Annotated in this window: 35 protein-coding genes and 1 pseudogene; 20 read left to right on the top strand and 16 right to left on the bottom strand. The window is 62.4% G+C overall.

Annotated features, from left to right (window positions below; translation table 11 throughout):
• Positions 1-97: 97 nt before the first annotated feature.
• Complete coding sequence (locus tag AC0L2M_RS20140; protein ID WP_023797034.1) at positions 98-901, top strand: IclR family transcriptional regulator; 804 nt, start codon at positions 98-100, stop codon at positions 899-901.
• A gap of 33 nt (positions 902-934) precedes the next feature.
• Here AC0L2M_RS20140 and AC0L2M_RS20135 read toward each other — a convergent pair whose 3' ends face one another.
• A complete protein-coding gene (locus tag AC0L2M_RS20135; RefSeq protein ID WP_023797035.1) occupies positions 935-1,138 on the bottom strand; it encodes a YdcH family protein in 204 nt (67 codons plus the stop codon).
• Positions 1,139-1,378: 240 nt separating this feature from the next.
• On the opposite strand from AC0L2M_RS20135, the gene AC0L2M_RS20130 reads away from it, so the two are divergent.
• The 5 genes from AC0L2M_RS20130 to AC0L2M_RS20110 all read left to right on the top strand — a co-directional run bounded on the left by AC0L2M_RS20130 (position 1,379) and on the right by AC0L2M_RS20110 (position 5,653).
• Positions 1,379-1,564 (top strand): YdcH family protein, encoded by a 186-nt coding sequence (locus tag AC0L2M_RS20130; protein ID WP_023797036.1) that lies wholly within the window; start codon positions 1,379-1,381, stop codon positions 1,562-1,564.
• A gap of 376 nt (positions 1,565-1,940) precedes the next feature.
• The gene (ispG, locus tag AC0L2M_RS20125) at positions 1,941-3,194 is read left to right on the top strand and encodes a flavodoxin-dependent (E)-4-hydroxy-3-methylbut-2-enyl-diphosphate synthase (RefSeq protein WP_027152966.1); all 1,254 of its coding nucleotides are present in this window, start codon (positions 1,941-1,943) and stop codon (positions 3,192-3,194) included.
• A gap of 4 nt (positions 3,195-3,198) precedes the next feature.
• Positions 3,199-4,065 carry a lytic transglycosylase domain-containing protein gene (locus tag AC0L2M_RS20120; RefSeq protein ID WP_473535710.1) on the top strand — a complete coding sequence of 289 codons (867 nt, stop codon included), beginning with the start codon at positions 3,199-3,201 and terminating at the stop codon, positions 4,063-4,065.
• Positions 4,066-4,361: 296 nt separating this feature from the next.
• Entirely contained in the window at positions 4,362-4,523 is a 162-nt protein-coding gene (locus AC0L2M_RS20115; RefSeq protein WP_473535709.1) for a hypothetical protein, read from the top strand.
• A 239-nt stretch (positions 4,524-4,762) separates the two neighbouring features.
• Positions 4,763-5,653, top strand: a complete 891-nt coding sequence (locus tag AC0L2M_RS20110) for a LysR family transcriptional regulator (protein ID WP_473535708.1) — start codon at positions 4,763-4,765, stop codon at positions 5,651-5,653.
• A gap of 25 nt (positions 5,654-5,678) precedes the next feature.
• On the opposite strand, the gene AC0L2M_RS20105 is transcribed toward AC0L2M_RS20110, so the two are convergent.
• The gene (locus AC0L2M_RS20105; protein WP_128170591.1) at positions 5,679-6,596 is read right to left on the bottom strand and encodes a polyprenyl synthetase family protein; all 918 of its coding nucleotides are present in this window, start codon (positions 6,594-6,596) and stop codon (positions 5,679-5,681) included.
• Positions 6,597-6,675: 79 nt separating this feature from the next.
• Between AC0L2M_RS20105 and AC0L2M_RS20100 the strand changes: the two genes are divergently transcribed.
• The 3 genes from AC0L2M_RS20100 to AC0L2M_RS20090 all read left to right on the top strand — a co-directional run bounded on the left by AC0L2M_RS20100 (position 6,676) and on the right by AC0L2M_RS20090 (position 8,411).
• The gene (locus AC0L2M_RS20100; RefSeq protein WP_031254079.1) at positions 6,676-7,446 is read left to right on the top strand and encodes a biosynthetic peptidoglycan transglycosylase; all 771 of its coding nucleotides are present in this window, start codon (positions 6,676-6,678) and stop codon (positions 7,444-7,446) included.
• A 137-nt stretch (positions 7,447-7,583) separates the two neighbouring features.
• Positions 7,584-7,766 (top strand): 50S ribosomal protein L32, encoded by a 183-nt coding sequence (gene rpmF / locus AC0L2M_RS20095; RefSeq protein ID WP_006203806.1) that lies wholly within the window; start codon positions 7,584-7,586, stop codon positions 7,764-7,766.
• A 243-nt stretch (positions 7,767-8,009) separates the two neighbouring features.
• The gene (locus AC0L2M_RS20090; protein WP_091593310.1) at positions 8,010-8,411 is read left to right on the top strand and encodes a hypothetical protein; all 402 of its coding nucleotides are present in this window, start codon (positions 8,010-8,012) and stop codon (positions 8,409-8,411) included.
• 145 nt (positions 8,412-8,556) lie between these two features.
• Here the strand turns inward: AC0L2M_RS20090 and AC0L2M_RS20085 are convergent, their stop codons facing one another.
• Together AC0L2M_RS20085 and AC0L2M_RS20080 are read right to left on the bottom strand one after the other, a co-directional pair.
• Positions 8,557-8,790: a hypothetical protein gene (locus AC0L2M_RS20085; protein WP_023797044.1), complete on the bottom strand. Its 234-nt coding sequence runs from the start codon at positions 8,788-8,790 to the stop codon at positions 8,557-8,559.
• 79 nt (positions 8,791-8,869) lie between these two features.
• Positions 8,870-9,397: a winged helix-turn-helix transcriptional regulator gene (locus AC0L2M_RS20080; protein ID WP_091593309.1), complete on the bottom strand. Its 528-nt coding sequence runs from the start codon at positions 9,395-9,397 to the stop codon at positions 8,870-8,872.
• Between the two features lie 100 nt (positions 9,398-9,497).
• On the opposite strand from AC0L2M_RS20080, the gene AC0L2M_RS20075 reads away from it, so the two are divergent.
• The 5 genes and pseudogenes from AC0L2M_RS20075 (at position 9,498) to AC0L2M_RS20055 (ending at position 12,125) form a co-directional block, all read left to right on the top strand.
• Positions 9,498-10,349: an alpha/beta fold hydrolase gene (locus tag AC0L2M_RS20075; protein WP_473535707.1), complete on the top strand. Its 852-nt coding sequence runs from the start codon at positions 9,498-9,500 to the stop codon at positions 10,347-10,349.
• A gap of 107 nt (positions 10,350-10,456) precedes the next feature.
• A pseudogene (locus tag AC0L2M_RS20070) lies at positions 10,457-10,565 on the top strand (glutathione S-transferase family protein); the annotation flags it as partial.
• A 96-nt stretch (positions 10,566-10,661) separates the two neighbouring features.
• Positions 10,662-11,006, top strand: a complete 345-nt coding sequence (locus tag AC0L2M_RS20065) for an ArsR/SmtB family transcription factor (protein ID WP_023797047.1) — start codon at positions 10,662-10,664, stop codon at positions 11,004-11,006.
• A 10-nt stretch (positions 11,007-11,016) separates the two neighbouring features.
• On the top strand, positions 11,017-11,517 hold the full coding sequence (locus AC0L2M_RS20060) for an SRPBCC family protein (RefSeq protein WP_128245999.1): 501 nt from the start codon (positions 11,017-11,019) through the stop codon (positions 11,515-11,517).
• Positions 11,517-12,125, top strand: coding sequence for a glutathione S-transferase family protein (locus AC0L2M_RS20055; RefSeq protein ID WP_128246000.1), 609 nt, complete (start codon positions 11,517-11,519; stop codon positions 12,123-12,125). The genes AC0L2M_RS20060 and AC0L2M_RS20055 overlap by 1 nt, the downstream gene beginning before the upstream one ends.
• 106 nt (positions 12,126-12,231) lie before the next feature.
• On the opposite strand, the gene AC0L2M_RS20050 is transcribed toward AC0L2M_RS20055, so the two are convergent.
• From AC0L2M_RS20050 to AC0L2M_RS20040, 3 genes are all read right to left on the bottom strand, one after another.
• Entirely contained in the window at positions 12,232-12,519 is a 288-nt protein-coding gene (locus AC0L2M_RS20050; RefSeq protein ID WP_128246001.1) for an ArsR/SmtB family transcription factor, read from the bottom strand.
• A gap of 31 nt (positions 12,520-12,550) precedes the next feature.
• Complete coding sequence (locus tag AC0L2M_RS20045) at positions 12,551-13,798, bottom strand: MFS transporter (protein WP_023797051.1); 1,248 nt, start codon at positions 13,796-13,798, stop codon at positions 12,551-12,553.
• A gap of 84 nt (positions 13,799-13,882) precedes the next feature.
• Positions 13,883-14,077, bottom strand: a complete 195-nt coding sequence (locus AC0L2M_RS20040; RefSeq protein ID WP_473535706.1) for a DUF1192 domain-containing protein — start codon at positions 14,075-14,077, stop codon at positions 13,883-13,885.
• A 194-nt stretch (positions 14,078-14,271) separates the two neighbouring features.
• Between AC0L2M_RS20040 and AC0L2M_RS20035 the strand changes: the two genes are divergently transcribed.
• From AC0L2M_RS20035 to AC0L2M_RS20025, 3 genes are all read left to right on the top strand, one after another.
• Positions 14,272-15,285, top strand: a complete 1,014-nt coding sequence (locus AC0L2M_RS20035) for an NAD(P)H-quinone oxidoreductase (RefSeq protein WP_473535705.1) — start codon at positions 14,272-14,274, stop codon at positions 15,283-15,285.
• Positions 15,286-15,416: 131 nt separating this feature from the next.
• Entirely contained in the window at positions 15,417-15,557 is a 141-nt protein-coding gene (locus AC0L2M_RS20030; RefSeq protein ID WP_023797054.1) for a DUF1127 domain-containing protein, read from the top strand.
• Between the two features lie 268 nt (positions 15,558-15,825).
• On the top strand, positions 15,826-16,929 hold the full coding sequence (locus AC0L2M_RS20025) for a helix-turn-helix transcriptional regulator (protein ID WP_473535704.1): 1,104 nt from the start codon (positions 15,826-15,828) through the stop codon (positions 16,927-16,929).
• 39 nt (positions 16,930-16,968) lie between these two features.
• On the opposite strand, the gene AC0L2M_RS20020 is transcribed toward AC0L2M_RS20025, so the two are convergent.
• Positions 16,969-17,601 carry a LysE family transporter gene (locus AC0L2M_RS20020; RefSeq protein ID WP_473535703.1) on the bottom strand — a complete coding sequence of 211 codons (633 nt, stop codon included), beginning with the start codon at positions 17,599-17,601 and terminating at the stop codon, positions 16,969-16,971.
• A 331-nt stretch (positions 17,602-17,932) separates the two neighbouring features.
• Here AC0L2M_RS20020 and AC0L2M_RS20015 point away from each other — a divergent pair, with 331 nt between their 5' ends.
• The gene (locus AC0L2M_RS20015) at positions 17,933-18,631 is read left to right on the top strand and encodes a DUF1013 domain-containing protein (RefSeq protein ID WP_023797057.1); all 699 of its coding nucleotides are present in this window, start codon (positions 17,933-17,935) and stop codon (positions 18,629-18,631) included.
• A 168-nt stretch (positions 18,632-18,799) separates the two neighbouring features.
• Here AC0L2M_RS20015 and AC0L2M_RS20010 read toward each other — a convergent pair whose 3' ends face one another.
• The 4 genes from AC0L2M_RS20010 to AC0L2M_RS19995 form a co-directional block, all read right to left on the bottom strand.
• Positions 18,800-19,519 (bottom strand): helix-turn-helix transcriptional regulator, encoded by a 720-nt coding sequence (locus tag AC0L2M_RS20010; protein WP_023797058.1) that lies wholly within the window; start codon positions 19,517-19,519, stop codon positions 18,800-18,802.
• 70 nt (positions 19,520-19,589) lie between these two features.
• Entirely contained in the window at positions 19,590-20,000 is a 411-nt protein-coding gene (locus AC0L2M_RS20005; protein WP_091593299.1) for a hypothetical protein, read from the bottom strand.
• Positions 20,001-20,101: 101 nt separating this feature from the next.
• Entirely contained in the window at positions 20,102-20,704 is a 603-nt protein-coding gene (locus tag AC0L2M_RS20000) for a DJ-1/PfpI family protein (RefSeq protein ID WP_128246005.1), read from the bottom strand.
• Between the two features lie 83 nt (positions 20,705-20,787).
• Positions 20,788-20,955 carry a hypothetical protein gene (locus AC0L2M_RS19995; protein WP_082982284.1) on the bottom strand — a complete coding sequence of 56 codons (168 nt, stop codon included), beginning with the start codon at positions 20,953-20,955 and terminating at the stop codon, positions 20,788-20,790.
• A 257-nt stretch (positions 20,956-21,212) separates the two neighbouring features.
• Here AC0L2M_RS19995 and AC0L2M_RS19990 point away from each other — a divergent pair, with 257 nt between their 5' ends.
• On the top strand, positions 21,213-22,166 hold the full coding sequence (locus AC0L2M_RS19990; RefSeq protein ID WP_473535702.1) for a ring-cleaving dioxygenase: 954 nt from the start codon (positions 21,213-21,215) through the stop codon (positions 22,164-22,166).
• 81 nt (positions 22,167-22,247) lie between these two features.
• Positions 22,248-22,493 carry a hypothetical protein gene (locus AC0L2M_RS19985; protein ID WP_473535776.1) on the top strand — a complete coding sequence of 82 codons (246 nt, stop codon included), beginning with the start codon at positions 22,248-22,250 and terminating at the stop codon, positions 22,491-22,493.
• Positions 22,494-22,646: 153 nt separating this feature from the next.
• Here AC0L2M_RS19985 and AC0L2M_RS19980 read toward each other — a convergent pair whose 3' ends face one another.
• The 4 genes from AC0L2M_RS19980 to AC0L2M_RS19965 all read right to left on the bottom strand — a co-directional run bounded on the left by AC0L2M_RS19980 (position 22,647) and on the right by AC0L2M_RS19965 (position 26,749).
• Positions 22,647-23,378 (bottom strand): SGNH/GDSL hydrolase family protein, encoded by a 732-nt coding sequence (locus tag AC0L2M_RS19980; protein ID WP_473535701.1) that lies wholly within the window; start codon positions 23,376-23,378, stop codon positions 22,647-22,649.
• 114 nt (positions 23,379-23,492) lie between these two features.
• Positions 23,493-24,230 carry a DUF899 domain-containing protein gene (locus AC0L2M_RS19975; protein WP_473535700.1) on the bottom strand — a complete coding sequence of 246 codons (738 nt, stop codon included), beginning with the start codon at positions 24,228-24,230 and terminating at the stop codon, positions 23,493-23,495.
• A 136-nt stretch (positions 24,231-24,366) separates the two neighbouring features.
• Positions 24,367-25,392: a class I fructose-bisphosphate aldolase gene (locus AC0L2M_RS19970; protein ID WP_473535699.1), complete on the bottom strand. Its 1,026-nt coding sequence runs from the start codon at positions 25,390-25,392 to the stop codon at positions 24,367-24,369.
• A 160-nt stretch (positions 25,393-25,552) separates the two neighbouring features.
• Positions 25,553-26,749 (bottom strand): phosphoglycerate kinase, encoded by a 1,197-nt coding sequence (locus tag AC0L2M_RS19965; protein ID WP_128175396.1) that lies wholly within the window; start codon positions 26,747-26,749, stop codon positions 25,553-25,555.
• Positions 26,750-26,785: the final 36 nt, after the last annotated feature.

Raw genomic sequence — 26,785 nt, 5'->3', positions numbered from 1 at the left:
CCCTTTGCCGATACATGCATCGGTAATCTGCTGGATTGTCTCTTACAAAAGACACATGTATCCTGTACGAGACAGATACTAACACCAGGAATCAGCAATGCAAGATGGCAATGGCTTGGCAGTTCGGCCGGACGCTGGTCCGGACGAAGACAGGATTGCGGGCTCCCGCGAGAAGGGTCTCAACCGCGTGCTCCATATCCTGGAGTTTCTTCATGCGAACCAGCGAGCGATCGGGATTGGCGATCTCGCCAAGGGAGTGAATGCGCCGCGCTCGACGATCTACACGCTTGTACGCTCGCTCGTGGATGCGGGCCTGCTGGAAATGGCCGGCGACGGCAATCGCGTCTATTTCGGGAAGAAGCTTTATCTCTACGGAATGGACTATGTGCGCGGCAACGACCTGCTCAGGAGAGGGCGTCAGGAAGTCGACGATCTTTCGCGCGAGACAGGCGAGACCTCCGAATTGTGCATGCTGCAAAGCGGCCGCTACACGATTGTCCATTCAAGCCCGGGCACCAGGCCGTTCCGGATCAGTTCGGCCACGGGTCTGCAGATACCGCTTCCCTGGACCGCTTCCGGGCGGTTGCTTCTCGCCGGTTTCGAACGGGCTGTGATCGAAGACATGGTGTCCGAAGACGATCTCGTCCTGCCGGATGGCCGCAGATTGCTGCTGTACGACTTCATAGAAGATATCGCTACGGCCGGGGCTGCCGGCTATTGTGTGACTTCCGGTCTTGTCGACGCCTATACAAAGTGCCTTGCCGCGCCGGTCTTTTCAGCTGCCGGCAAGGTCGAGGCGACGATATGCCTGGTGGTTCCCATCGACACTTCCGAGGAAAAGACCGGCGATCTCATCGCCCTGCTGCGCGAACGCGCCGCGAGGCTTTCGATCACGGGATGAGCAGGATTTGTCGCGACCGTAAGTGGGATTCGCTCACGCGATGATGTCGGGGATGATCCGGTCTTCCAGCGCCATCAGCCGGTCTTTCAGGAAGAGCTTTTTCTTCTTCATGCGCTGGATCTGCAGAGGGTCGCAGCCCATGGCGATCATCGCGTTGATCGCCGCGTCGAAATCGGCGTGTTCCTGCTTCAGCCGAGAATATTCGAGGCGGATATCGGCCTGTTCCTGTTCGGACATTATTTACCGTCTGCACGTCTGCGGCGCCCAAAAATGGGCCTGATTGGGCGAGGCCGGAGGTATCTTGCACCGGCGCGCAGCCAATACCACATTTCGTATTGTCGTGGAATGCTACCACGCAGCATTCGACATCGGTGCCCGATAGTGGCACACTGTCATTATGCCGTCACAGAAGCGAAATTGCGGTGGGACGCGCCTTGACGGCTGCAATCGAGGAAACCATGAAAGGGAGAACCAATCATGTCTCTTGCATCCCATCTTGATGAGCTGCAGCGGAAACACGGCGACATCGAACGCGAAATCGATGATGCGATGAACCATCCATCGGTCGACGACCTCGAAATCGTGAATCTCAAGCGGCGCAAGCTGGCGCTCAAGGACGAGATTGAGAAATTGAAGGCGAAGCCGAAACCCACCACGCACTGACGCTCATCTACGGCGCTGCGCGTCCTTTGGACGCGCAAAGGGCGCTGTCGTGCTTCTGATTTCGGCGCATGGTCCTTTCCGAAAATCCTTCGGTTTCGGGGTCATGCAGGGAACAGTGCGCGCTTTGCCCGACCATCTTCTCCGGTGGCAACCAATGCCGCCGGAGCGTTTCCGTGTTTGTCCGGCGGTTCGATTTGACAGGGTTTGCCTGCCTATCGCCATTGACAAGCCATCTTTGCTCCTCCACCTCATGCCGGGACCTTCTATAGCGCCGCGCCTCCTTTCGGACGCGCAATGGACGCTGTATTTTGATTTTTGCGCAGATTGTTTCCGGAAACCGATTCCGGAATTCGGCGCTAACAAAGGGCAGCCGGCCATGACCGGATATTTTTCTTCACCCTTCTCGCGCCGCACGTCTGTCGGTGTCGACGTCGGCGGCGTGATGGTCGGCGGGGGCGCCCCTGTCGTCGTTCAGTCGATGACCAACACCGACACCGCCGATGTCGACCAGACAGTCGCTCAAGTTGCCGCGCTGCATCGCGCCGGCTCCGAGATCGTGCGCATCACCGTCGACCGCGACGAGAGTGCCGCCGCCGTTCCCGCCATCCGCGAGCGGCTCGAACGGCTCGGCATAAATGTGCCGCTGGTCGGCGATTTTCATTATATCGGCCACAAGCTGCTCGCCGACCACCCGGCTTGCGCCGAGGCGCTGGCCAAATACCGCATCAATCCCGGCAATGTCGGCTTCAAGGACAAGAAGGACCGGCAGTTCGCGGCGATCGTCGAGATGGCGATCCGGTACGACAAGCCGGTGCGAATCGGCGTCAACTGGGGGTCGCTCGACCAAGAGCTTTTGACCAGGCTGATGGACGACAACCAGCGCCAGGGCTTTCCGCTGACCGCGCAGGAGGTAACGCGCGAGGCGATCGTGCAGTCGGCGATTCTGTCGGCCGAAATGGCCGAGGAGATCGGCCTTGGCCGCGAGAAAATCATCCTGTCGGCCAAGGTCAGCGGCGTGCAGGATCTGATCGCGGTCTACACCGAGCTTGCCACCCGCTCCAACCACGCGCTGCATCTCGGCCTCACAGAGGCCGGCATGGGTTCGAAAGGCATCGTCGCCTCATCCGCGGCGATGGGCATTCTTCTCCAGCAAGGCATTGGCGACACGATCCGCATCTCGCTGACGCCGGAGCCGAACGGCGACCGCACCCGCGAGGTGCAAGTGTCGCAGGAACTCCTGCAGACCATGGGGTTTCGGCAGTTCGTACCGATCGTCGCCGCCTGCCCCGGTTGCGGCCGCACCACCTCTACCGTGTTCCAGGAACTCGCGCAGGATATCCAGGCGGATCTGCGCAAGAACATGCCGGTGTGGCGTGAAAAATACCCCGGCGTCGAAAACCTCAAAGTCGCGGTGATGGGCTGCATCGTCAACGGTCCGGGTGAATCCAAGCATGCCGATATCGGCATTTCGCTGCCCGGCACCGGCGAGACGCCGACGGCGCCGGTATTCGTCGACGGCAGGAAGGCGGCGACGCTACGCGGCCCTTCGATCGCCGCCGACTTCGAGAAAATGGTCGCCGACTATATCGAGCAGCGGTTTGGGCAACCTGGCAAGGCTGCGGCGGAGTAGGTCGATGCGGCGCTTCCCTTGGGCGACGCCGATTTTGCTTGGTGTTTTACTTGGTGGGCTGGGCTGGGCGACAGCCGTCCACGCCGATCCGCCGCGCCCTGCCAAGCAGCGGCTGCTCGACCGGGTTTGCAACCTGATCGAGGCGCATGCCGATCAAAACGGCCTGCCCAAGGATTTCTTTGCCCGGCTGATCTGGAAGGAAAGCCGCTTCGACCCCAATGCGGTCAGTCCGGTCGGCGCCGAAGGCATTGCCCAGTTCATGCCGGGCACCGCCAAGATACGCGGCCTCGCCAATTCCTTCGATATCGAGCAGGCCATTCCGGCCTCGGCAAAATATCTCGCCGAGATGAAAACCGGCTTTGGCAATCTGGGCCTGGCCGCCGCCGCCTACAATGCCGGCGAAAGCCGGGTGTCGCGCTGGCTGAGTTCCGGCGGCTTCCTGCCGATGGAGACCGAAAACTACGTCCTGGACATCATGGGCGAGCCGGCCGACAGGTTCACCGACACCGCCTATGCCGGCAGCATCCAGCCGCTCGACAAGAAAGCGAGCTTCGCGGTCGCCTGCCGAAAACTGCCGGTCATCAAGTCCCAAACCATGGCCATGGCGTCGATCAACATCAAGCCGTGGGGCGTGCAGGTGGCCGGCAATTTCCGCCGCGCCGCGGCGCTCAATCAATGGACTGGTGTGAAGCGCCGGTTTCCGGCCTTGCTTAAGGGCCATGATCCGGTGGTAAGCCGGGTGCGCTCGCCGATCGGCAGGCGCGGGATCTATGCTGTCCGCATCGGCGCCGACTCCAAAGCCAAGGCCGACAACATCTGCCGGAAACTGCAAAGCGTCGGCGGTGCATGCATTGTGGTGCGGAATCGGTGATGGGTGCCGACTGATTTTCCCGACAAACCATCGAAGCTGCGCTTTTATTCCACGAATTCTGCTGGTCCACGGCTTCAGCTATAGGCTTACCACGACCGACCGTCTCTACAACGATCCGGCCTCGTCCAGTTCTATGATATGGGAGAACGAAGGCGGCGTGGACTTCGAACGATTTCCGCCACAATCCCGCTACCGGTGTCGTCACTTACTCCACCCGTTACGAAATGCCCGGTAGCGGACGCGTGCTCAGCGCCGAATCGAAAATCGCCGTGCCGACAAAGGAAAGCCTTGCGCCGATGCTGGACCAGACCGGGCTGGTCGTCGAAGAATGGCTCGGCAACTGGCGTGGCGAGCCATACGCTCCAACATCGCCAGAAATCATTCCGATCGGCCGGCTGCGCCAGCCCGGACGTTGCTTCGCCTTGAGCGTTTTCCCATTCCTTGACGTGACCGATTGAGCGTACGGATAAGCCAAAGACACCACCGCCCAATTGCGGCGCTGCGCTGACGACGTGCCCACCGATGCACGTCGTGAGCATCTCGCAGGTTTACGTGTTCTGCACCCATGGCACCTCCTCTCCAGCATTTTGCATGCTGAAGAGGAAAACATATTATGGTTCGCATCTGCCGATAATCGGTGATAGTTTCCGTTCATCTGTGACGAATTGGAATAGATATCATCGACCGGCAAGAGACGATGGGTGTGTTCCTGGCAGTTGTCGAGGAAGGCGACTTCTCGGCAGCGGCACGCCGGCTGCGGATGACACCTTCGGCCGTCAGCAAAATCATCGGTCGGCTTGAGTCCCGCCTTGGCGTGCGCTTGCTGCAGCGCTCGACGCGGCGCATCAGCTTGACGGCGGAAGGCAGCACCTATGCCGAGAGCGCTCGCCGCATCCTGAACGACATCAAAGAGGCTGAAATCGCGGTTCAACCCGGAGCAGAACCGCGCGGCCGGCTGCGCGTCAGTCTTCCGAGCGCCTTCGGCCATCGCTTGATCGTGCCGATGTTGCCGGCCTGCATCGATCGCTACCCGGCCGTCGAACTCGAGCTGATGTTCACAGATGCGATTGTCGACCTGTTGGCTGAGGCGACGGACGTCGCCGTGCGCGTTGCCGCACACAGCGATTCCAGGCTGGTGGTGCGGCGGCTGGCGCCCAATCGCCGTGTCATTTGCGCATCACCTCGATATCTCGAAAAACATGGCATGCCGACAACGCCAGACGACCTTCAAGGTCATATCTGTCTTGGCGTCACAGCGCGCGGCGGTCTCAATATCTGGGAGTTCGATGGCCCGGACGGTCTGCAAAGCATGCGTATCCGCAGCCCGATAGAGGCCAACAGCACCGAAGCGCTACGCCGGCTGGCGCTCGCCGGTATAGGCATCATCCGCATGTCCGAGATCTTGGTCGGGCCGGATATCGAGGCAGGCAGACTGACCGCGCTGCTCACCGGATACAATCATCCTGACGGAGCGCCAATCTGCGCTGTCTATCCGCCTGGCCGAATTCTGTCGCCGCGCGTGCGCGTGTTCGTGGATTTCCTGGCCGAACAGTTCGCCAACCCTCCTTGGCTGCACGGCGCGCCATAGGGCGGGAGTACAGCTTGGAACAGCGTCAGCTGTTGCGGGCCGCCACGAATTCCGCTGCTTGCTTCAGAAGCACGGCGTCTTCGCCATAGGGACAAAGCAAGGCGTGGGCCTGGTCGACGAGGCCTTGAAGCTGGTCCCGCGCCCAGTTGGCGCCGTGCAGCGCCACCAGCGTCGCCTTGCCGGCGGCTGCGTCCTTGCCGGTCGCCTTGCCCATCTGGCGCGCATCCGCCGTCAGATCGAGCAGGTCGTCGGCAAGCTGAAAGGCAAGCCCGATCGCCGAGCCGAATTCCGCCAGTCTTTCGCGGTCGGCCGCCGGCGCGCCGGCAACAATTGCGCCCGCTTCGCAGGCGAAGCGGATCAACGCGCCGGTCTTCATCGCCTGAAGCCGGATGATGCCGGCTTCCTCCGGCCGGTTACGCTCGGCTTCGAGATCGAGCATCTGGCCGCCGACCATGCCGCCGGCTCCGGCGGCGCGGGCCAGCGCCAGCACCAGCGCCGCCCGCCGTTCGGCCGGCAGCATTGTCGCTTCGTCGGCAATGATGTCGAAGGCGAGCGCTAGCAAGGCGTCGCCGGCGAGGATGGCGGTCGCCTCGTCGAAGGCCTTGTGAACGGTCGGCTGGCCTCGGCGCAGATCGTCGTCGTCCATGGCCGGCAGATCGTCATGGATCAGCGAATAGCAATGCACGCATTCGAGCGCCGCCGCCACGCGCAGCGCCGCCTCGCCGTCGGCGGAAAACAGCGCGGCGCTTTCCATGACCAGGAAAGGGCGCAGGCGCTTGCCGCCATTCAGCACGCCGTGGCGCATCGCCTCCATCAGACGCTGCGGCCGCGCGATCTCGCCTGAAAGCGGGCGGTCGTCGAGCAACCGCCTGAGCAGCGCCTCGATCGGCCCTGTGCGTGCGAGAAGCGCTGCCTCGAACGGTATTTGATCGTCTTTCGCCATGCCGGGGACGGGTAGCCGACACTCAGACGTTGCGCAAGAAGCCAAGCGCCATTATGCCGGGGGCAGGGAGCAGCATGGATTGAGCGGCTTGGCGGAACCGATCGTCGATCACGAAACCGAAGGGCTGGACATGGTGAGGCCGAAACGCGGCAATCGCATCGGTCTCAAACGCTGGCCTCGGCACTGGGTCCGGCGCGGTATCACCATCGCCGTGGTGCTGGCGCTGATGCCGCTGGTGTTGACCTTTCTGTACCTGCCGCCGTTCGTGCATCCGGTATCGACACTGATGCTGAAGGATCTGGCGACGTTTTCCGGCTATGACCGGCGCTGGGTCTCGATCGACGATGTGGCGCCGGCGTTGGCGCATTCGGTCATCATGTCGGAGGACGGGCAGTTCTGTTTCCATCGCGGCATCGACCTTGGCGAGTTGAGGGGCGTCGTCGACGACGCGCTGGCCGGCGAGATGACGCGCGGCGCCTCGACCATCACCATGCAGAGCGTCAAGAACCTCTATCTGTGGTCGCGGCCGTTGGGCTCGGTCCGGAAAGTCGTCGAGCTGCCGCTGGCTGTCTATGTCGACATGGTGATGTCGAAACGGCGCATCATGGAAATCTATCTCAATATCGCCGAATGGGGGCCGGGCATCTATGGCATCGAGGCCGCCGCCCAGCATCATTTCGGGGTTTCGGCAAAACGATTGTCGCGTCGCCAGGCGGCGCTGCTTGCCGTCACCCTGCCGAACCCGATCGCCCGCAACCCGGCGAAGCCCGGGCCGGGGCTGAGACGGCTGGCCTCGCTGATCGAGCGGCGCGCCGGTCGGTCCGGCGCCTATGTCGGCTGTCTGCGATAGCTTAAAAAAATTCGCGACGGCGCTGGCCAAAACGGCGCAGGGCGTGTATAGGCACCCGACTTTCTCAGATTCCGGCCCTGACGCGGCCCTTTCACGAGGGCAGCCGGGGCATTTTGACCATGTAGTGGAGCATATCCATGGCCGTACCGAAACGAAAAACCTCCCCGTCGAAGCGCGGCATGCGCCGCTCGGCCGATGCGCTGAAGGCCCCGACCTATGTCGAGGACAAGAATTCCGGCGAGATGCGCCGCCCGCACCATATCGACCTGAAGACCGGCATGTATCGCGGTCGCCAGGTTTTGGAGCCGAAGGAAAGCTGAGAACGCTTTCGACGGTTTGGGACTATCGAAGGACCGGCCATCGCGCCGGTCTTTCTGCGTTTTGCGCAGATGATCGCCCCTCGAATTGTTGTCAAATATGCCAGCAGCCGTACCGGATGCAGCCGTACCGGCTGGTACTGTTATTTCGCACGGTCTTTGTCCGTGTTCGCGGTCGCATGCGAAAATTCTTGACGGCGAACGCCGAGCGCATACTAGAGAAGGCTGTCCAACCGGAGCCTTCTGATGTTCGGTGCCATCCCGCTGCTGATCGTACCCTTCGTCCTCTATAATCTTGGGCTTCTGGGAATATTCGGCGGCGGCGACGATCCTTGGGCAATCCAAATGTTCTCGATCCGCATGATGTCGGGCGGAGTGTTCTCGATGACGCTCGGCGATCTGATCGTGCTGATCGGGCTGCTTCTCTTCTTCGTCGAAATCTTGAAATCGACGCGCACGACGAGCGCCTCGATCATGGACCACCTGTTGTCGACCTTCGTCTTCGTGGCGTTCCTGGTCGAGTTCCTGCTGGTGAAGGGCGCGGCGCACTCGGTTTTCTTCATTTTGATGGTCATCGCACTGGTCGATGTCCTGGCCGGCTTCTCAGTATCGATGCGAGCAGCCAGCCGCGACATAACCATGAGCTAATGCATGTCGCGCAAAGCATGCCTCGGGCTTGAACGAGGGTGCGCAGCGGTTTTGCTGTAACGACATGCATAAAAGGCGGTGAAGCAGCCGCCTCGTTGTCATCACCTGCCGACGGCAGGACAGGCCCGCCCGACACGCCGGACCGCTATTTTTTCTTGGCGCGTGTCGGCTTCTTCACCGGAGCAGCCGGCGCATTGGCGAGGTCTTCCGCTTCCTTGGCAAGGCGGAGCGCCCTCAGCTTGTTGGTCTTTATCTGGCGGGCATCGCTCTCGGCGACATATTCCGCCATCGCCTTCTGACGAACCGTGGCTGCCTCTTCCTGCTTCTTGAAACGCAAATCGGCCCGCGCGCGGGCAGTATCCTTAGAGTTCTCAACCAAGGGCTTTTCCAATCCCGTAAATTATAGCTTTCAACGGCTTTAATAGCAGAGCCACCCTGCGATGGGGGAAATAAGTTGGTCAGGCGCCGGCATCGCACCCGGCGCCCGCCGCCTTTCGGGCGACAACCGCCTCGTATCCGGCCTGCAACGTCGCACGCACGGTGGCATCCGGCGGCGTGTCGGAAGGCGTGCCCAGATGTTCGTGGCGCAGTTCGTCCATGAACTTTTCCCACATCGGCGGGCCGCCCTTTTCCAGAAGCTCGGCGCGGATCGAGAGCTCCTCGCTGACCGGCAGCCAGACGCGACCCCAGGCGCCGAGATGCGCCAGGATCGGCACCAGCGTTATCGCCATTTCGGTCAGGCTGTAGATCGCCTTCTGCTTGTGGGTGGGATCGTCAGCCCTGGTCAGCATGCCGAGTTCCATCAGTCGCTTCAGCCGATCGGCGAGGATGTTGGAAGCGATGCGTTCCAATGACCCGTTGAGCAAGTCGCGAAAGTGGCGTTTGCCGCCGAAAATCATGTCGCGGAGGATGATCAGGCTCCACCGGTCGCCGAACACTTCAAGCGACAGGTTGATCGGGCACCCAGAACGATGATCGATGCTCATGCGAATCTCCGACAGAAACTGGTTGCATTATCATATCAGTTTTATTATCGTGCAACTGATTGCGAAATGCAATCGGTTTTGCAGAGAGGAGACGGCGACCATGACCAAGGCAGCGGAACCCGAAATCGTGTCGCAGACGTTTGGCGATCCCGCGCATCCGCCGATGCTGCTGATTATGGGCGCGATGGCTTCGATGCTTTGGTGGCCTGAGGCGTTCTGCCGGAAACTGGCCGGCAACGGCCTGTTCGTGATCCGCTATGACAATCGCGATACCGGCCGTTCGACCAAATATGCGCCGGGCGAACCGCCTTACACTTTCGACGACATGGTGGACGACGCCATTCGCGTCCTTGACAATCATGGCATCGCGAAAGCGCATGTCGTCGGCATGTCGATGGGCGGCATGATCGCGCAACTCGTGGCGTTGAAATATCCGTCGCGGATCATCTCGCTAACGGCGATCAGCACTTCGCCAATCGGGATCGACACCTCGCACCTGCCAGGGACGAGCGAAGCCTATATGAAGCATTCGGCCGAAGGCGCCAAGGTCGATTGGTCGGACCGAGCCCAGGTGATCGACTACATCGTCAAGGACGCGCACGCGATCGCCGGCACCGCGCATCCATTCGACGGGAAGCGGACGAGGGCCTTCGTCGAACAGGACTACGACCGGTCCGGCGGTTTTCTAAGCGCGACCAATCATTTCATGCTTGAGAGCGGTGAAGATCGGGGCGGCGAGGATTGCAAGGGTCGCCTGCACGACTTGAAGGTTCCGCTCCTCGTCATCCACGGCACCGCGGATCCGATCTTTCCGGTCGAGCATGGCGCCGCTCTGGCCGAAGCAGTTGCCGGCGCGAGGCTTGTCCGCATTGAAGGCGGCGGCCACGAACTCCATCCCGACGATTGGGCCACGATCGTTGATGCCATCGTCGCCCATAGCCAAGCCAAGTAAGCGCGGAGCTGGACCTTGACACACCATTGGCAATAGTTAAGTAATCGCTTCAGTGTTTAGCTCCGTAAACCATGCAGCGGCGAACCACCAAGGGAACGAGCAAAGCAGTGTCCTTGACGATGCATCTCCATCCGCTCGCCTCCTTCTGCTGGAAGCCGCTGATCGCACTATGAAAACGGAACGCCGTTCACATCTGCCGGCAATGAACAGTCGCGCTACCACGACCGGCTGCTGCTGCGGCCGTCTGTCGCCCGAGTGATCGAAGAAGCGCAGCCCTATTTGAAACTTTCCCTACAACAACGGTTGAGCCCGATGCTGCACGATACCGCCCAGCTCGACCTGATGTTCCAGGCGCTCGCCGACCCGGCGCGGCGGCACATGGTGGAGCGGCTGTCGTGCGGCCCCGCATCGGTCAGCCAGTTGGCCGAGCCGCTGGCGATGTCGCTGTCGGCGGTCGTCCAGCACCTGAACGTGCTCGAGGCGAGCGGTCTCGTCCGCACCGAAAAGCTCGGCCGGGTGCGCACCTGCCAGCTCGAGCCGAGGGCGCTGAGGACCGCCGAACACTGGATCAACGAACGGCGCCTGGGTTGGGAACAGCGGCTCGACCGGCTCGGCGGCTTTCTTGCGGAAACCAAAGACGAAACCGAAGGAAACTGAGGAGGCCAACATGAGCGAACGCTCCGTCATCCATTCGACCATAGTGCTCGAACGCAGCTACGACGCTTCGCCGGCGCGGGTGTTCGCCGCTTGGTCCGATCCCGCCGCATTGCAGCGCTGGGGCTCGCCCGGCGAGGGTTGGGAAAGCAGCATTGAATGCTTCGAGTTCCAGGTGGGCGGCATTGCGCTCAGCCGTTTCGGACCCAAGGGTGGCGAGAGTTATGTGAACGAGACGCGCTACCTCGACATCGTGCGCGACCAGCGCATCGTCTCGGCTGGTGGCATGACCAGCAGCGGCCAGCGATTGTTTGTCGGCCTGCTGACGGTTGAATTCAGTCCAGAAGGCACAGGCTGCCGGCTGCTGATGACCGAGCAAGGCGCCTTTCTTGACGGCCATGATCAGCCCAAAAACCATCAGGCTGGCTGGAGCCAGATGCTCGACAACCTGCAGGTGGAATGCGCGCGAGCGCCCCAGCCTGAGCCAAAGACCAGCAGAATCGGGAGGATATGATGAAACTCTACTGCGGCATCGGTCCGAATTCCTACCGCGTCCGCATCTTCATGGCTGAGAAAGGCATCGACGTTCCGCGGGTTGATGTCGATCTGACAAAAGGCGAGCACAAAACCCCGCAATTCCTTGAGCTCAACTCACTCGGCCAGATTCCCGTGCTCGTGCTCGATGGCGGGACGGTGATCACCGAAAGCATCGCCATCTGCCGCTATCTGGAGGCGCTTCATCCAACGCCGGCACTGTTCGGCTCGGACGCGGTCAGCCAAGGCAAGGTCGAGATGTGGAACCGCCGCGCCGAGATCGAGATCTTCGGAACGATCGGCAGCATTGCGCTGCATTCCGATCCCATGTTTGCGGAGCGGCTTGTGCAGTTCCCGGCTTTCGCCGAAACCCAGCGCGAAGCCGTTCCGGCAAAGTGGGCGTGGCTTGACCGCGAGATCGCCGATGGCCGCCCGTTCATCGCGGGCGACCAGTACTCCGTCGCCGACATCACCGCCGGCGTCGCAGCGTGGCTTGGCGCCTTCTTCGGAGCCGACATCCCGGACTCGCTCGTCAATGTCCATCATTGGCTCGACCGCGTTCAGAAACGTCCAAGCTGGAACGCTTAGGCCGGTGTCTGACATTGTTTCAATGAGATGTGCGGCTCAGCGCCAGCACCTGGATCCAGAGGAGCTTCGCCATGCCTGTCTACTGGCAAAGATGCGACGGCGCAGCTCAGCTTCCGAGCGAGCCAAGCTGCTCGGCTTCCCAGAACTGGTCGAGCCAGATGTTGAGCTTCAGGAAGCCGGCACTGCTGACCGTATAGACGCGCCTTGTCCCTTCCGGCTTGGCGTTGACCAGCCCGGCGTCGAGCAGCACTTTCAGATGCTGCGAAACCGCCGGGCGCGAGACCGGCAACCCGGCGGCCAGTTCGTTGACAGTCTTCGGGCCGCGCCGAAGCTCTTCCAAGAGATAGCGCCGGTTGGGGTCGGCAATCGCCATGAAGGCGTCGGAAAACATCATGCCCTATTTGTGAGGCAAAGTTTTCCGAATCTCAACCGTTGGTTTCAGGCTTTCTGCGCGGATCGAGCCGCAAGGCTTCCGGGGTGATCGAACGCTCGGCCGGTTGCGTCTTGAAGGCGTCGCGGTCTTCGATTGGCACCGGTGCGCGCCGGCTGATGCGCAGCAGCGTATAGCCTGCCAGACAAAGATGCGCGAGGGCCGTTGCAAGGAACAGGCTTTCCGGACGCATCCAGCCCATCAGGCCGGCGGCCAGCAGCGGCCCGATCATCGTGCCGAAACCATAGAGCAGCAGCAGGCCGCCGGACACTTTGACGAAATCCTCCGCCCGGGCGTGATCGTTGGCATGGGCCACGGCGATCGAATAGAGCGTGTAGGCAAAGGCCCCGTAGGCGGCGGTGCAGACGATGACGAAGACGCCGGAGCGCGGCTCGAACAGGAACAGCGCGATGGCGAACAGCGCCGCGCCGAAGGCCAGGCCCGCCAGCACGAAGCGGCGGTCGGTCTTGTCGGAGAGACGCCCGGCCGGAAGTTGCATGGCGGCGCCGGCGACGACCACCAGGCTCATCATCAGCGCGATCTCCGCCGTGGAAATGCCGATGCGGGCGCCATAGACGGCGCCAAGCGTGCCCCAGGCGCCGTTGGCGACGCCGATCAGAACGCAGGCGATCGCCGACACCGGCGAATTGACATAGAGCCCCTTGACGTCGAGCGAGACGTCCTGCAGCGGCTTGGGATGCGAAGCCGTCGACACTGCGGTCGGAATGAGCGACAGGCAGAACAGGATACCGGTGATCATGAACAGCGAGGCCGACTTCACATCACCGCCGGCAACGATCATCTGGCCGCCCATGATCGAGGCATAGGTGACCATCATGTAAAGGCCGAAGACGGCGCCGCGGTTCTCGTTGGTGGACTTCTCGTTGAGCCAGCTTTCGATGATCATGAAGGCGCCGGCCATGGTGAAGCCGGTGAAGGCGCGCAGCAGGATCCAGATATATTCGTCGATGATCAGGCCGGTGAGCAGTGCGACGATGGCTCCCGATGCCGCAAAGGCGCCAAAAGCGCGTACGTGACCGGCGCGGCGCACCAGGCGCGGCGCAAAGAAGCAGCCGGTGACGAAGCCGCCGGCCCAGGCCGTGCCCATCAGGCCGAGCGATGCGGTCGAGAAACCCTCCAACTGGCCGCGCAGCGGCAACAACAGCCCGTGCAGTCCGGTTGCCGCCAGCAGGAAAGCGGTGCCGCGAAGCAGCGAAAGGATCGGTCGGTAGCTTGCGAACATTTAGCTGATCCGGCTGGAATTTGGGGAGGGTCTGAAGACAGTCGCATTCGAGCTTTTCGGCGGCGGGCGCTTCGGCTCTGGAAACTATCCGCGGCGAAACAGCGCCTCGGCCGCTGATTTGGTGGTGCTCTTGGTCTTGAGCTCGGCTTCGAGCCGGGCGATCTCGTCGCGCAAGATGCCGATCCGCTCGGACAGTTCATCGACGGAAAGCAGCGACAGATCCTGCCCGATCTCATGCCGGCGCGCTTTCTTTTTGGGTTCGTCGTCGAAGATCGCCATCGTCGCTCCTCGCTCATGCGTCAAAATTAAACGGCTACAGCGTCCTTGGCGCGTCCAATCGCACGCCCGGCGCTGCAGTGGCCATTTGCCTGATTTGGCAATGAGCATACATAGGGCAGGGGCATGGATGCAAACAGTCGGCAATAAAACCGGCAAGTCGGCAAGAAACTGGCGAAGCGAGACGGGAAAAATTCATGGCGAGTGGACAGGACAAGATTCCGGCGAAGATGACGGCCATCGCGATCTCGGAACCCGGCGGACCGCGGGTTCTGAAACCGGAAACGCGCGACGTGCCCGTGCCCGGACCTGGCGAAATCCTGATCCGGGTGCGCGCCGCCGGTATCAACCGGCCGGATGTGCAGCAACGCAAGGGCGTCTACCCGCCGCCGCCTGGTGCGTCGGACCTGCCGGGCCTCGAAGCGTCAGGCGAAGTTGCCGCTCTTGGCGACGAGATATCGCGCTGGCGCGTCGGCGACCGGGTCTGCGCGCTGACGCCCGGCGGCGGCTATGCCGAATACGTCAAGGTGCATGCCGGCAGCGTGCTGCCGCTGCCCGCCGGCTTTACCCACACCGAAGCGGCGGCGGTACCGGAAAACTACTTCACCGTCTGGCATAATGTCTTCGAACGCGGCGCCCTGAAGAGCGGCGAGACGCTGCTCGTGCATGGCGGCTCGTCCGGGATCGGCACCACGGCGATCCAGCTCGCCTCGGCCTTCGGCGCCCATGTCATTACCACTGCCGGCAGCCAGGAGAAGTGTGACGCCTGTCTGAAGCTCGGCGCCGACCGGGCGATCAACTACCGCGAGGAGGACTTCGTCGCGGCGGTCAAGGACGCGACCGGCGGCAAGGGCGCCAACGTCATCCTCGACATGGTCGGCCGCGACTATGTGGCGCGAAACTACGAGGCCGCGGCGGTGGAAGGCCGCATCGTCCAGATCGCCACGCAGAGCGGGGCGGTGGCAAGCACCGACTTCTCGAAGATGATGGCCAAGCGGCTCACCCACACCGGCTCGATGCTGCGGCCGCGCACCGTCGAATTCAAGGCGGCGATCGCCGCAGCGCTGGAGGCGCAGGTGTGGCCGCTGCTCGGCACCCGCAAGGTAGCACCGGTCATGGACATGATCTTTCCGCTCAGGGAAGCGTGGCGGGCGCATGAGCGGATGGAGGACGGCGATCACATCGGCAAGATCATGCTCGATGTCGGCTGACGGTCGGCAGCAAGCTGAACAAAACCTTAATTGCGCAATGCAACAAACGCATTGCCGCCATGCAAAAGCGTCTGTTCAACTTTTCATCAGCGGTGCCTATTTGAGCGGCATCGAAACGATGGAGGACTACCATGAACCCGATCCGTGCTTTCCGTAACTGGCGCATGTACAATGAAACCGTGCGCGAACTGAACCGCCTGAACGCCCGCGAGCTCAACGACCTCGGCATCAACCGTGGTGACATCGAGAGGATCGCCCGCAAGACGCTTTGATCCGCCAAGCAAGAGCCGAGGCAGGCGGGTTTCCCGCCGCCGGTTCCGAGCCCGCTGGACCCAGTCTGGCGGGTTTTGTCGTTTTTAAGTCCGAGGCTACAGCGGCGGCTGCTATGATGGCCACTATCCAGAACCGAATACAACTCGACCGCAATCTGCGGTTGACTCCAGTTTCAGCGTGGGCATTTTGATCGCGCGGGACTAGGTCAGCGGCAGCGGGCGCTGATCCGGGCCAGTAGCGTGCTGACTCTGAAACAGGCTTGCGCCCATGTTCGACGATCTGACGGACAAGATCTACGAGGCGGCTTTCGTGCCGGAACTTTGGGGGGATGCGCTCGAAGCTGCCGGCAGTCTTTCAGGTTCGGCCACCGGCGCCATCTTCCTGTTCAGTGCCGAATCTCCGGTTCGCGGCAGATTGAGTGACGTTTCTCCGGTTCACGGCAACTCGCTGCGATCCGTGTTTGATGAATTTGTCGCCAGCGACGGCTGGAAATTCTCTGACGCCGTTCAGCGTATGTGCAGCATGCAGCCGGCGAGCTTCGTTCAGGTCGAAGATTTCCTGACAGCCGAAGAGGTCGAACGTGATCCGGTACGGATACAGCTGAGAGCGGCCGGTATCGGCGCACATGTTTGTTCGGCAGTCGCCATGCCGAGTGGCGAGCTCGTCACTTTCGTCTTTCAACGGTGGATGAAGGATGGCACCTACGATCGGGCGTCGGTCGATCGGCTGGACCAGCTTCGCCCGCATTTCGCGCGGGCCGGCATGGTCTCGGCGCGATTGGGGTTGGAACAGGCCAGGGCGACCGTCTCGGCACTCGAGACCATCGGGCTGCCGGCCGCGGTCATGGCTGCATCGGGACGCGTGCTGACGGCCAACAGCCTGCTGGAAGAAATGACCGAGATGTTTCTGCCAACCGCCTATGGCGGCATGGCGATCGCCAATGCCTCCGCCAATGCGCTTTTCCAGCGGGCCATTCTCGAGAACCGCAACGATTTCGCGATCCGATCCATTCCTGTTGCTGCGAACGAAAGCCGGCCGGCTCTGGTCATCCATCTTTTGCCGCTGCGCCGCGCCGCACATGATATTTTCTCCGGCGCGGACATCCTGGTTGCGGCGACGGCGGTAAGCGCCAGTTCCGTCGTGCCTTCACCAACCCTCCTCGCGGGCCTGTTCGACCTGACGCCCTCCGAGGCTCGTCTGGCCGCCGCGCTTTCGCAGGGACGACCCTTGAAAGATGCGGCATCCGACTTGAAGATCACCGTGAAGACCGGCCGGCCCTATCTCGAACGGATTTTCGCCAAGACCGGGACAAGTCAGCAAAGCCAACTCGTCGCCTTGCTCAAGAGCACAGAACCGCTCAATCGCAGATGACGATCGGCCAAATCGGTGGAAGACCGCCTATTTGTTGCTTCAATGGCCAAGCGCGGCAAAACCAATCGCTATCAAGGCGCCTCCCAGCACGATGTCCACGTGCTTACGGAAACGGTTGTAGAATTCGCGCATGGCTGGCTGGGAAATAGCCAGGCCGACAAGGCCAAACCAGGCGATTGCAATGGCAAAAACCAGCGCTACCACGGATATCTGGATTGGCCCGCGCGTATTCAAGCTCAGCGCAGAGGATGCAAAAAACAATGCGGTGGCCGGATTTGCCGCCGCCGTGACAAACCCCAGCCGGAAGTACCGAACGATGGGAAGCGGCTTCGGCTCGTCGGCGCCGATCGTGATCGACAGCGCCCGCCGCATCGAATTCCAGCCGATGAAGACCAGCATTGCGCCGTAAAGGCTGGCGGCTATCTGGTGCGCAATGCCCCCCGGCGGCAGCGCGGCGGCGCCCGTCGCGACGACCATCGCCAGCGAACTCGCGCCTAGGGCAATGCCGGCGGCGGCCGAAAGTGCTGTGGCACGCGAAGCAGTTAGCCCGGCCTGCGCGACGACAGCAAAATTGGCGCCCGGCAGCATTGCCAGAAGCGCATAGGAAATGGCGAACGGAAACAACCCCCGCCGCGACAGCGTGCCCGGTTTCCAACATCGATTAGCCCACATCGGCGGCGGCTTGCCCTCCCAAAGCAGCTCGCCGCTACCGAAGCGAAATGTGGATGAAACATGTTCCCACTAACAGTCGGCAAATGCCGACAGAAGGACGTTTTGTTGCCGGGCTAGCGGCCGCGGCCGCTGAGCGGCTCACCGAAGGCGCGATGCTGACGCCGATAAGGCTGCCTTGACAGGTTCGATATCTCCCCCCATCTCGCGACTACCTTCCAAAAACGTTGCGGAACGGCAACGGAGCGGCTATATAAACCGCGATTTTCCCATTTTGGTGGCTCTAAAACCACCGCCCGCGCGGGAACGCGGGCGAACGAGAAGGATATTTGCAATGGCCAATACGCTGCTGATGCCCAAGGCGACCGCCGTCTGGCTGGTCGACAACACCGCGCTGTCCTTCGAGCAGATCGCGCAGTTCTGCGGACTGCATCCGCTCGAGGTCAAGGCGATCGCCGACGGCGAATCGGCGCAAGGCATCAAGGGCATGGACCCGATCATGACCGGCCAGCTGAGCCGCGACGAGATCGCACGCGCCGAGAAGGATCCGAACCATCGGCTGAAGCTGTCAGACCCCAAGGTGCGGGTGCCGGAATCCAAGCGCAAGGGTCCGCGCTACACGCCGCTGTCGAAGCGCCAGGACCGGCCCAACGCCATCCTCTGGCTGGTGCGCAACCATCCCGAGTTGAAGGACGCGCAGATCGCGCGCCTCGTCGGCACCACCAAGTCGACGATCGACCAGATCCGCGACAGAAAGCACTGGAACTCAGCCAACCTGCAGCCGATGGATCCGGTGACGCTGGGGCTCGCCTCGCAGATCGACCTCGACATGGAAGTCAACCGCGCCTCGCGTGGCCGCGAACAGGCACAGCCGGCCGGCGACACGCTGCTGCCGGCGGCATTGACCGAGCGCCTCGTGCCGGCGCCGGAGAAGCCAAGGGACGAGGATGCGGAACTCGACGCCAACGCCGTCTTCGCCAAGCTCTCGGCGCTGAAGTCGAAGGACGAGGACAAGGACGACGAGGAGGGCTGAGGCGCCTCTTCCTTCTCCCCTTGTGGGAGAAGGTGGATCGGCGCGCAGCGCTGAGACGGAAGAGGGGTGTTGGAAGAAATGAGGCGTCGGCGTTCCCTGGAACACCCCTCATCCGGCCGCTTCGCGGCCACCTTCTCCCACGAGGGGAGAAGGCAAGAAGCGCCGCGGCTAGGTTCGCGCGGCCCGGTCCGGCGCCATGCCGTAGTCCTCGCTGCGCTCCACCGCACGGTAAAAATCGGCGAGCTGCTTGCCGCGCTCCGGCTTGAAGACGCGGCCGGCTATGACCACTGAAGCAATGCGGTCGATGCGGAAAGCGCGGAAGTCGTCGCGCATCTCGCACCAGGCGACCAGCGTCCACACCTTGCCCCAGAACCACAGGCCCAATGGCCTGATGTCGCGCACGGTGCTGCGGCCTGCTTCGTCGGAGTAGTCGATGGTCAGCACCTGGCGTTTTTCCACCGCGCGCTCGATCAGGTCGATTGCTTCGCGGGCGGCGTCGCTCACCACCCACATCGGCGTGTGGATCTCGGTGCGGGCGATGCGGTCCTTCTCGGCATCGGGCAGCACGGCGCCGATCTTGACCAGCGCCTCGTCGGCGGCCCGCGCCATGGCAGCGCCGCCAAATGCGCGCACCATGCGGGCGCCGGCGACCAGCGCGACGATCTCGTCACGCGTGAACATCAGCGGCGGAAGGTCGAAACCCTCCCTCATCATGTAGCCGACGCCGGCCTCGCCGTCGATCGGCACGCCCGTCGACTGCAGGTCGGCGATGTCGCGGTAGATGGTTCGCTCGGAAACCTCGAGCCACGTGCCCAGCTTCTGGGCGGTGACCAGACGGCCACCGCGCAGATGCTGCACGATCTGGAAGAGCCTGTCGGCGCGGCGCATCGTACGGTCCCTCGATGTTGTTTTTAGCCTGTCGTTGTCCCCAAACCGGTTCCAACTTTCGGGCGATGCATTATGGCTCAAGCCCTTCGCGCTTGCGCTGCGCGGCGACGAATGCCGCGCCGAAGGACAACTTCCCTGTTGTCGGCGTCTTTGCATCCAGCACCCGCCAGAACGGCGCGATGTCGCTCAGCGTCATGCCGCGTTCCAGATCCTCGTTGGCGGCCTCGGCGACAGTGCGCAGATGATAGCCGATGGTGACCGGACATGTCACTTCGGCGCCGTGCTCAATGGCGAGCGTGGTGCGCAACGCGCGGACATCCATGGCCACGCCCTTTGGAATTGAGCGGATGAAATCATCGACCTGCCGTGCCGTCGGCACCAGCATCGGCTGGCCCTCGACGACGTCGGCAACAGTGCGCGGCGTCGGCTTGATGCCATTGACGCCCGGCGTGTTCAGCCTGTCGTTCCAGCTCTTTACCATGCGTCACCTAGACGAAGAGCCCGAAGCTTTTGCAGGGATGAAGGCCATGTCTGTCTCCTGGTACTTTCGAATTATTGCACGCCGCTCCTGACACCATACTGTCAGGAGGCTTCAGCATATTCCCCTTCTGCATACTCCTTGGCGAACAGCGTGCGCATCTCAGCGAGATCGCTGCTTCTCTGGGGATAGAGCGTCTTCAAATAGGCAAGAGCGAAGGTGCCGGGAGCCGAACCCGGCGCGGACACGATGCGACCATCGGCGACGGCATAGGGCACGTCCTGATAGTTCTGGGCGCCCGGATAGCCCGGTTCCTTTTCGTTGATCCAGTCACGACCATTGCTGGTGTGTTTGGCGTTGCCGAACAGGCCGGCACGCGCTAGTGCCAGCGTGCCCGCGCAGATGCCGCCGACCACACCGCCGCGCGCTGCGACCGCTGTCAGCAGTGCGGAGACGTCAGGCGGAGCATCGACCCACTGGTCGGAGCCGATGACCGCGACGGCGTCAAGATCGGTGTTTTCATCAACCGCGGTGGAGCGGTCGGGCGTCAGCATAAAGCCGCTGGCCGAAGTCACCGGTTTGCCGTTCGGCGCCAGCGAAACCGCGCGTGCGCCGAACCATTCGACCGCCGAAGCCGCCAGCAGCCCGTATTCCCAGTCGGCGAAGCGATCGATGAAAAGAACGCCGATAGTTTTCTGTTCCGACATTTGCTGCTCCGTCTTTCGGTCCGCCTGACCTGTTTATCTGGGCGCGTGGCGTTGGCATGCAACCGCTGCCGCAAAAAATCGCCTCAATGGCCGCGGCCGTGGCGGCCTTCATAATTATCCGGCCAACCGATGTCCTTGCGGATGCTCTGCGGCAACCCGTTCATGAAACGCCGGGTGCGGATCTCGTTGCGCATCGTCCGGATCTTGCCGACATAGTGCTGAACGCTACGCAGAATGGTAAAACCGTTCATAGCTGGTCTCCTCTCTTTCGATGGAGACACTATCGCACACCCCTCCTGACAGCAGTCTGTCAGGAGGCTGAGCGGTCTTTGGTGAGCGTGCCAGGTTTTGCCGGTTCTGATCCGTTTGCCCGAGTGAAGCAGGCTTTCTCGTCGCCGGGATCAAGTCTTTCATCTGCCAACGACGGACCGTCGGAATCCGCAGCAGCGACAGGGCCGGGGTTCTGATATCTAAGGAGAAAAATTTTCCAGAGATCAGGGAGATGACAATGAGCCTGCAACTGACAGGAATTCACCATCTGACCGCAATCACGGCCAATGCACCCGGAAACCTTCGTTTCTACACCAGGACCCTGGGCCTGCGACTGGTCAAGAAGACGGTCAATCAGGACGACACGTCGGCCTATCACCTTTTCTATGCCGACGCCGAGGCGACGCCTGGCACCGATCTTACCTTCTTCGATTGGCCGGTAGGACGCGAGCGGCGCGGCACCAACAGCATCGTGCGGACCAGCCTGAGGGTCGCCAGCCCTGAAAGCCTTGCCTGGTGGAAGAAACGCTTGTCCGGCGAGACCGTCGCGACGGGAGAGACCGGCGATATCGGCGGCTACCCGTCGTTGGACTTTGAAGACCCGGAAGGCCAGCGCCTACGTCTCGTCAGCGATGGCGGCAAGGGCGACAGTCACCCCTGGGTGCAAAGCCCGGTCCCAATCGAGCACCAGATACGCGGGCTCGGGCCTATCGTCATCAGCGTTCCCGACATCACCAACACTGAAACCGTGCTGACCAGGGTGATGAACATGCGCAAGGCGCGGGACTATGCCTCGCCGGATGGTCAGGGCCAGGTTTACGTCTTCGAGATGGGAGAAGGCGGCCCGGCGGCGGAGCTTCATGTCGCCGTGCAGCCGGGCCTTGCGCCGGCACGGCAGGGCGCCGGTGCGGTCCACCACGTGGCATTCAGGGCGCCGGACCAGGAGATTTTGCATCAATGGACGGCGCGGCTGGCCGAGTTCCGCCTTCCGTCAAGCGGTGAGGTCGAGCGATACTACTTCCGCTCGCTCTATTTCCGCGAGCCAAACGGCATACTATTCGAGATTGCGACAGACGGCCCGGGATTCACGGCCGACGAGCCGCTGGAAACGCTGGGCGAAAGGCTGGCCTTGCCACCGTTCCTCGAACCGAAACGGGCTGCGATCGAGGCCAATCTCAAGCCGCTGGCATAGTGCTCTCGTGAGCCAGCGAAAGGAGCACTTCGACAGCCGACCGTGATGCCGGAGCGCCGCGCGCCGTCTGGAGGCGCAAGGATGCTCCAGCAGCATCGAGTCTACGCATCGCGCTTTCCGAAAATCGATTTCGATTTGCAGGCCGATGCGCTAGTCAGAAGCGGCATGTCGAAACTCCTCGCGCTCGTTATGATTGCCATGATGGTCATCCAGCTGATCAAGCCGCTCGGCTGGCCGGGGCTGAAGCGGCGCAGCGATTTTTGGAAGCTGGCGGTGCTGGCGATGGCGGCAATTTCGATAACAGCGGCGCTGGGCCATTGGACCTAAAACGCGTCGCGTTCGACCGACCTCACGCGACGCGCTTTACTTTAGGTTGTTGTTTTATGCATGTCGTTATCGCAGAACCGCTGCACACCCTCGGTTCAAGCCCGAGGGCATGCTTTTGCGCGACATGCATTAGGGCTGGCGGCTGGCGGGCCGCTATGCGAGGCGTGGTTCGTTGGCCAGCACCAAATCGACCAGATGTTCCGCCCAGGCCCGGTAGCCGGCTTCCGAGGCATGAAATCCATCGGAGGCAAAACCGGCTTCGGCATCGGTGATCGGCAGGCGCGGCGCCGCCACAGCGCCGCGTTCGAGGCAAAGGCGCTCGCCCATCCGGTTCATCTCGGCGGCGCGGATCTCCAGGATTTTTCCGAGCAGCGGCGGCATTGCCGGTGCGCGGGTGAATTCCAGCACCGGCGACCACACCACGTGCGCCTCCGGCCATTTGGCGCGTAGTGCGTAGAGCAGGCCGCCAAAATCGCTTTTGAAGCGTGGCACCGAGTGGAAGTTCTTGGTGTCGTTGGTGCCGATGGCGAGCACGATATGCGTCCACGGATCGGCCGACAGATTCGGCAGCACATGATCGCGGATCTGGCCTGAGGTCGCCGAGTTGAAGCCGGCTGCCCGCCAGCGCACCGCGCGGCCGGTGCGTTTTGAGATCAGCTCGGCCAGTTGCGCGGCCAGCCCGTATTCGGAATTGCCGATGCCGACCGATGCGGCGGAAGAATCGCCAAGCATCAGCAGCGAGATCGCCGGCGCCTGGCCCGAAATCTCGTGCATGACCGGACCTTGCGCCGGCAGCATGCGGCTGGTGCGGCGGCGCACGCCGAGTCCCTGCCAGACATAGACCGGAAAGGCGAGCCAGGTGAGGAGGGCAAGAAAGCGCTGCATCGCACACCGTTAATGGGGCCAACCGCTAATGGGTAAGTCCGTCAAAGGCCATAGCAAGCAGCACTTAGCGCATATCAGGCCAGAGGCGAAAGACCTTGCGTCGACGGTCCGTCGTCAATGGCAGCAGGCGTCCTGCATTTCGTGCCTGCCCGCATATTCGTCGTGCAGCCGCACCCAGTCCATCAGGCTGTGGTAGGGACCGGTCTCGTTGCGGCCCTTCGGCGTCAGGTCGAGATAGTGATAAGCGCCGATCAGCGGATCGCCGCCCCTGGAGCGCGACATGAAGGTCAGGAAGATGTCGCCGTTCTCATCCCTGTAGAACACGCTGATGCCGGGAAGGTCCTTCGATCTCAGCGGGCGCTGCTCGAAATTGTAGGTCGTGTCGGATGCGATCTGCTTGTCGGTGAAGGAAACCTGCATGTCGAAGTTGAAGTCCGAGGCGTAGGACGACACCCAGTCGAATTTCCAGCCCATGCGCTGTTTGTAGGGCAGAAATTCGGCCAGCGGCGCCCGCGAGATCACCATCAGCGACACATCATGGTGCTTGAGGTGCTGGTTGGCGCCGTCGATGTGATCGGCAAGAAAGGAACAGCCTTCGCAACGGTAGTCGGCGCCCGGCCCGAACATGAAGTGGTAGACGATCAGCTGGCTCGCGCCTCCGAACAGGTCGGCCAGTTTCTTCGGGCCCCGTTCGGTCTCGAAGACATAGTCCTTCCGCATCTTCAGCCAAGGCAATTGCCGCCGTTCGGCAGCGATGCGGTCGCGAAAACGCGTCAATTCCTTTTCACGGGCCAGATGCGCCTTGTGCGCCTGGAGCCAGTCTTGCTGTGAAACGATCCTGTTGTTTGGCATCAGCCTGCTCCTCGTTGAGCCCCAAGGACGTTCGGGCTCAACGCAAGCCGACACGGCGCCGCATTTTTTTGGAGCATTTTGGAGCAGATGGGACCCGGGCACATGGCCCGGGTTCGGATGAAGATAGAAAAACCGGTCAGGCGGCCTGTTCCAATTCCGGCTGCCATTTGCCAAGCGCTGCCAGGTGGTTCATGTGGGCGCGGTGGGCGAAGGCTGCCTGGGCAGCGGCGACGTTGGCCGCCTTGCCGCTCCATGCCTTCTGTGGCGCCGCCTGCAAGGCGCGGCCATAGGAGAAGGTCAGCTTCCATGGATGCGGGCCGATGGCGTTGATGGCGTTGAGGTTGGCGGTCGCCTCCTCATCCGATTGCCCACCGGAGAGAAAGGCGATGCCGCCAATCGCTGCCGGCACCGTCTCGCGGAACAGTTTTATGGTCTTTTCGGCGACTTCCTCGGGGCTGCTGGTGTTGCCGGACCTTTTGCCGGCGAGAACCATGTTCGGCTTCAGAATGGTGCCTTCAAGGACGACGCGGGCGGCGTAGAGCTCGGTGTAGAGTTTCGTCAGCGTTGCCTTGCTGATCTCGTAGCAGGTGCCGATGTCGTGGGCGCCGTCCATCAGCACCTCCGGCTCGACGATCGGCACGATGCCGGCCTCCTGGCAGAGCGCCGCATAGCGGGCGAGCGCATGCGCGTTCGAGCCGATCGACGTGGCGGAGGGCACGCCCCTGGCGACGTCGATGTCGATCACTGCACGCCATTTGGCGAAACGGGCGCCGAGCTTGTAATAGTCGGCGAGCCGCTCGCGCAGGCCGTCGAGGCCTTCGGTGATGGTGTCGCCGGAGTACCCGGCCAGAGGCTTGGCGCCGGCATCGACCTTGATGCCTGGAATGGCGCCGGTCGCCTTGATGATGTCGACCAGCGGCGTGCCGTCGGCGGCTTTCTGGCGAATGGTCTCGTCATAGAGGATGACGCCGGAGATGTATCTGGTCATCGCCTCCCTGGCGCGGAACATCATCTCGCGATAGTCGCGGCGGCTGTCGGCGGTCGATTCGACGCCGATGACGTCGAAGCGCTTCTTGATGGTGCCGGAACTCTCGTCGGCGGCCAAAAGACCCTTGCCGTCGGCCACCATCGCAGCGGCAATGTCCTCGAGACGTTCGCTCATTGTGCATCCTCCTGAACCGGTTGTTCCAAACAGTGTGAAAATCCGGGCTAGCAGACCACTAGAGCAAAGCAGGTTCAAGTCGAACCATTCCAGGCGGAAAGCTCGAATCGATTGAAACGCGCAAACGCCCCTGTTCGCCTGTTGCCCGGTGCCTAGGGCCTCAGCGCTTCAGCACGTCGACACCGGGCAACGGCTTGCCCTCCATCCATTCCAGGAAGGCGCCGCCGGCGGTCGAGACATAGGTGAAGTCGTCGGCGACGCCGGCATGGTTGAGGGCGGCCACCGTGTCGCCGCCACCTGCCACCGAGATCAATTTGCCGGCCTTGGTGCGGGCTGCGGCGTGCCTGGCCGCCGCCACCGTCGCCCGGTCGAACGGCTCGATCTCGAAGGCGCCGAGCGGACCGTTCCAGACCAGCGTCGCGGCGCGGTCGATCCAGTCGGCAACGGTCTTCACGGTCTTTTCGCCGACATCGAGGATCATGGCGTCGGCCGGCACCTCTGATATGGCGACGGTTTCGCTGGCGGCGCCCGCCTTGAATTCCCTGGCGACGACACCGTCGACCGGCAGGATGACGGCGCAGCCGGCTTCGGCCGCCTCGATCATGATCTGCTTGGCGGTGTTGGCGAGATCATGCTCGCACAGCGATTTTCCGACGGCGGTGCCGCGCGCGGCGAGGAAGGTGTTGGCCATGCCGCCGCCGATGACCAGCGCGTCGACCTTCTTCACGAGATTCATCAGGAGGTCGATCTTGCTCGAGACCTTGGCGCCGCCGACGATGGCTACGACAGGGCGGACGGGATTGCCGAGGCCCTTTTCCAGCGCGTCGAGTTCGGCTTGCATGGTACGGCCGGCGAAGGCCGGCAGCAGGTGCGCAAGCCCTTCCGTCGACGAATGGGCGCGGTGGGCGGCGGAAAAGGCGTCGTTGACGAAGATGTCGCCATTGGCGGCGAGCTTTTCGGTGAAGGCCGGGTCGTTCTTCTCCTCGGCCTTGTAGAAGCGGGTGTTTTCGAGCAGCAGCACGTCGCCGTTGTTCATGGCGGCGACGGCGCTCGCGGCCTTGTCGCCGATGCAATCGGCCGCGAAGCCGACAGGGCGGCCAAGCACCTCCGCGGCCGCCCTGGCGATCGGCTCAAGCGAGAATTCGGGCGAAGGTCCATCCTTGGGCCGGCCGAAATGGGCAAGCAGGATGACCTTGGCGCCCTTGCCTGAAAGCTCGGCGATGGTCGGCGCGATGCGCTCGATGCGGGTGGCGTCGGTGACCTTGCCGTCGGCGACGGGAACGTTGAGGTCGACGCGCACCAGCACGCGCTTGCCGTCGATATTGCCGATGTCGTCCAGTGTCTTAAAGCCGGCCATGCTGTTCCCTTTCGCGAAAAATCGCGGGGACCTTAC

Source organism: Mesorhizobium sp. WSM4806 (assembly GCF_055811635.1).
The sequence above is the reverse complement of the archived record's forward strand: the minus strand, read 5'-3'. Positions and strand labels throughout refer to the sequence as shown.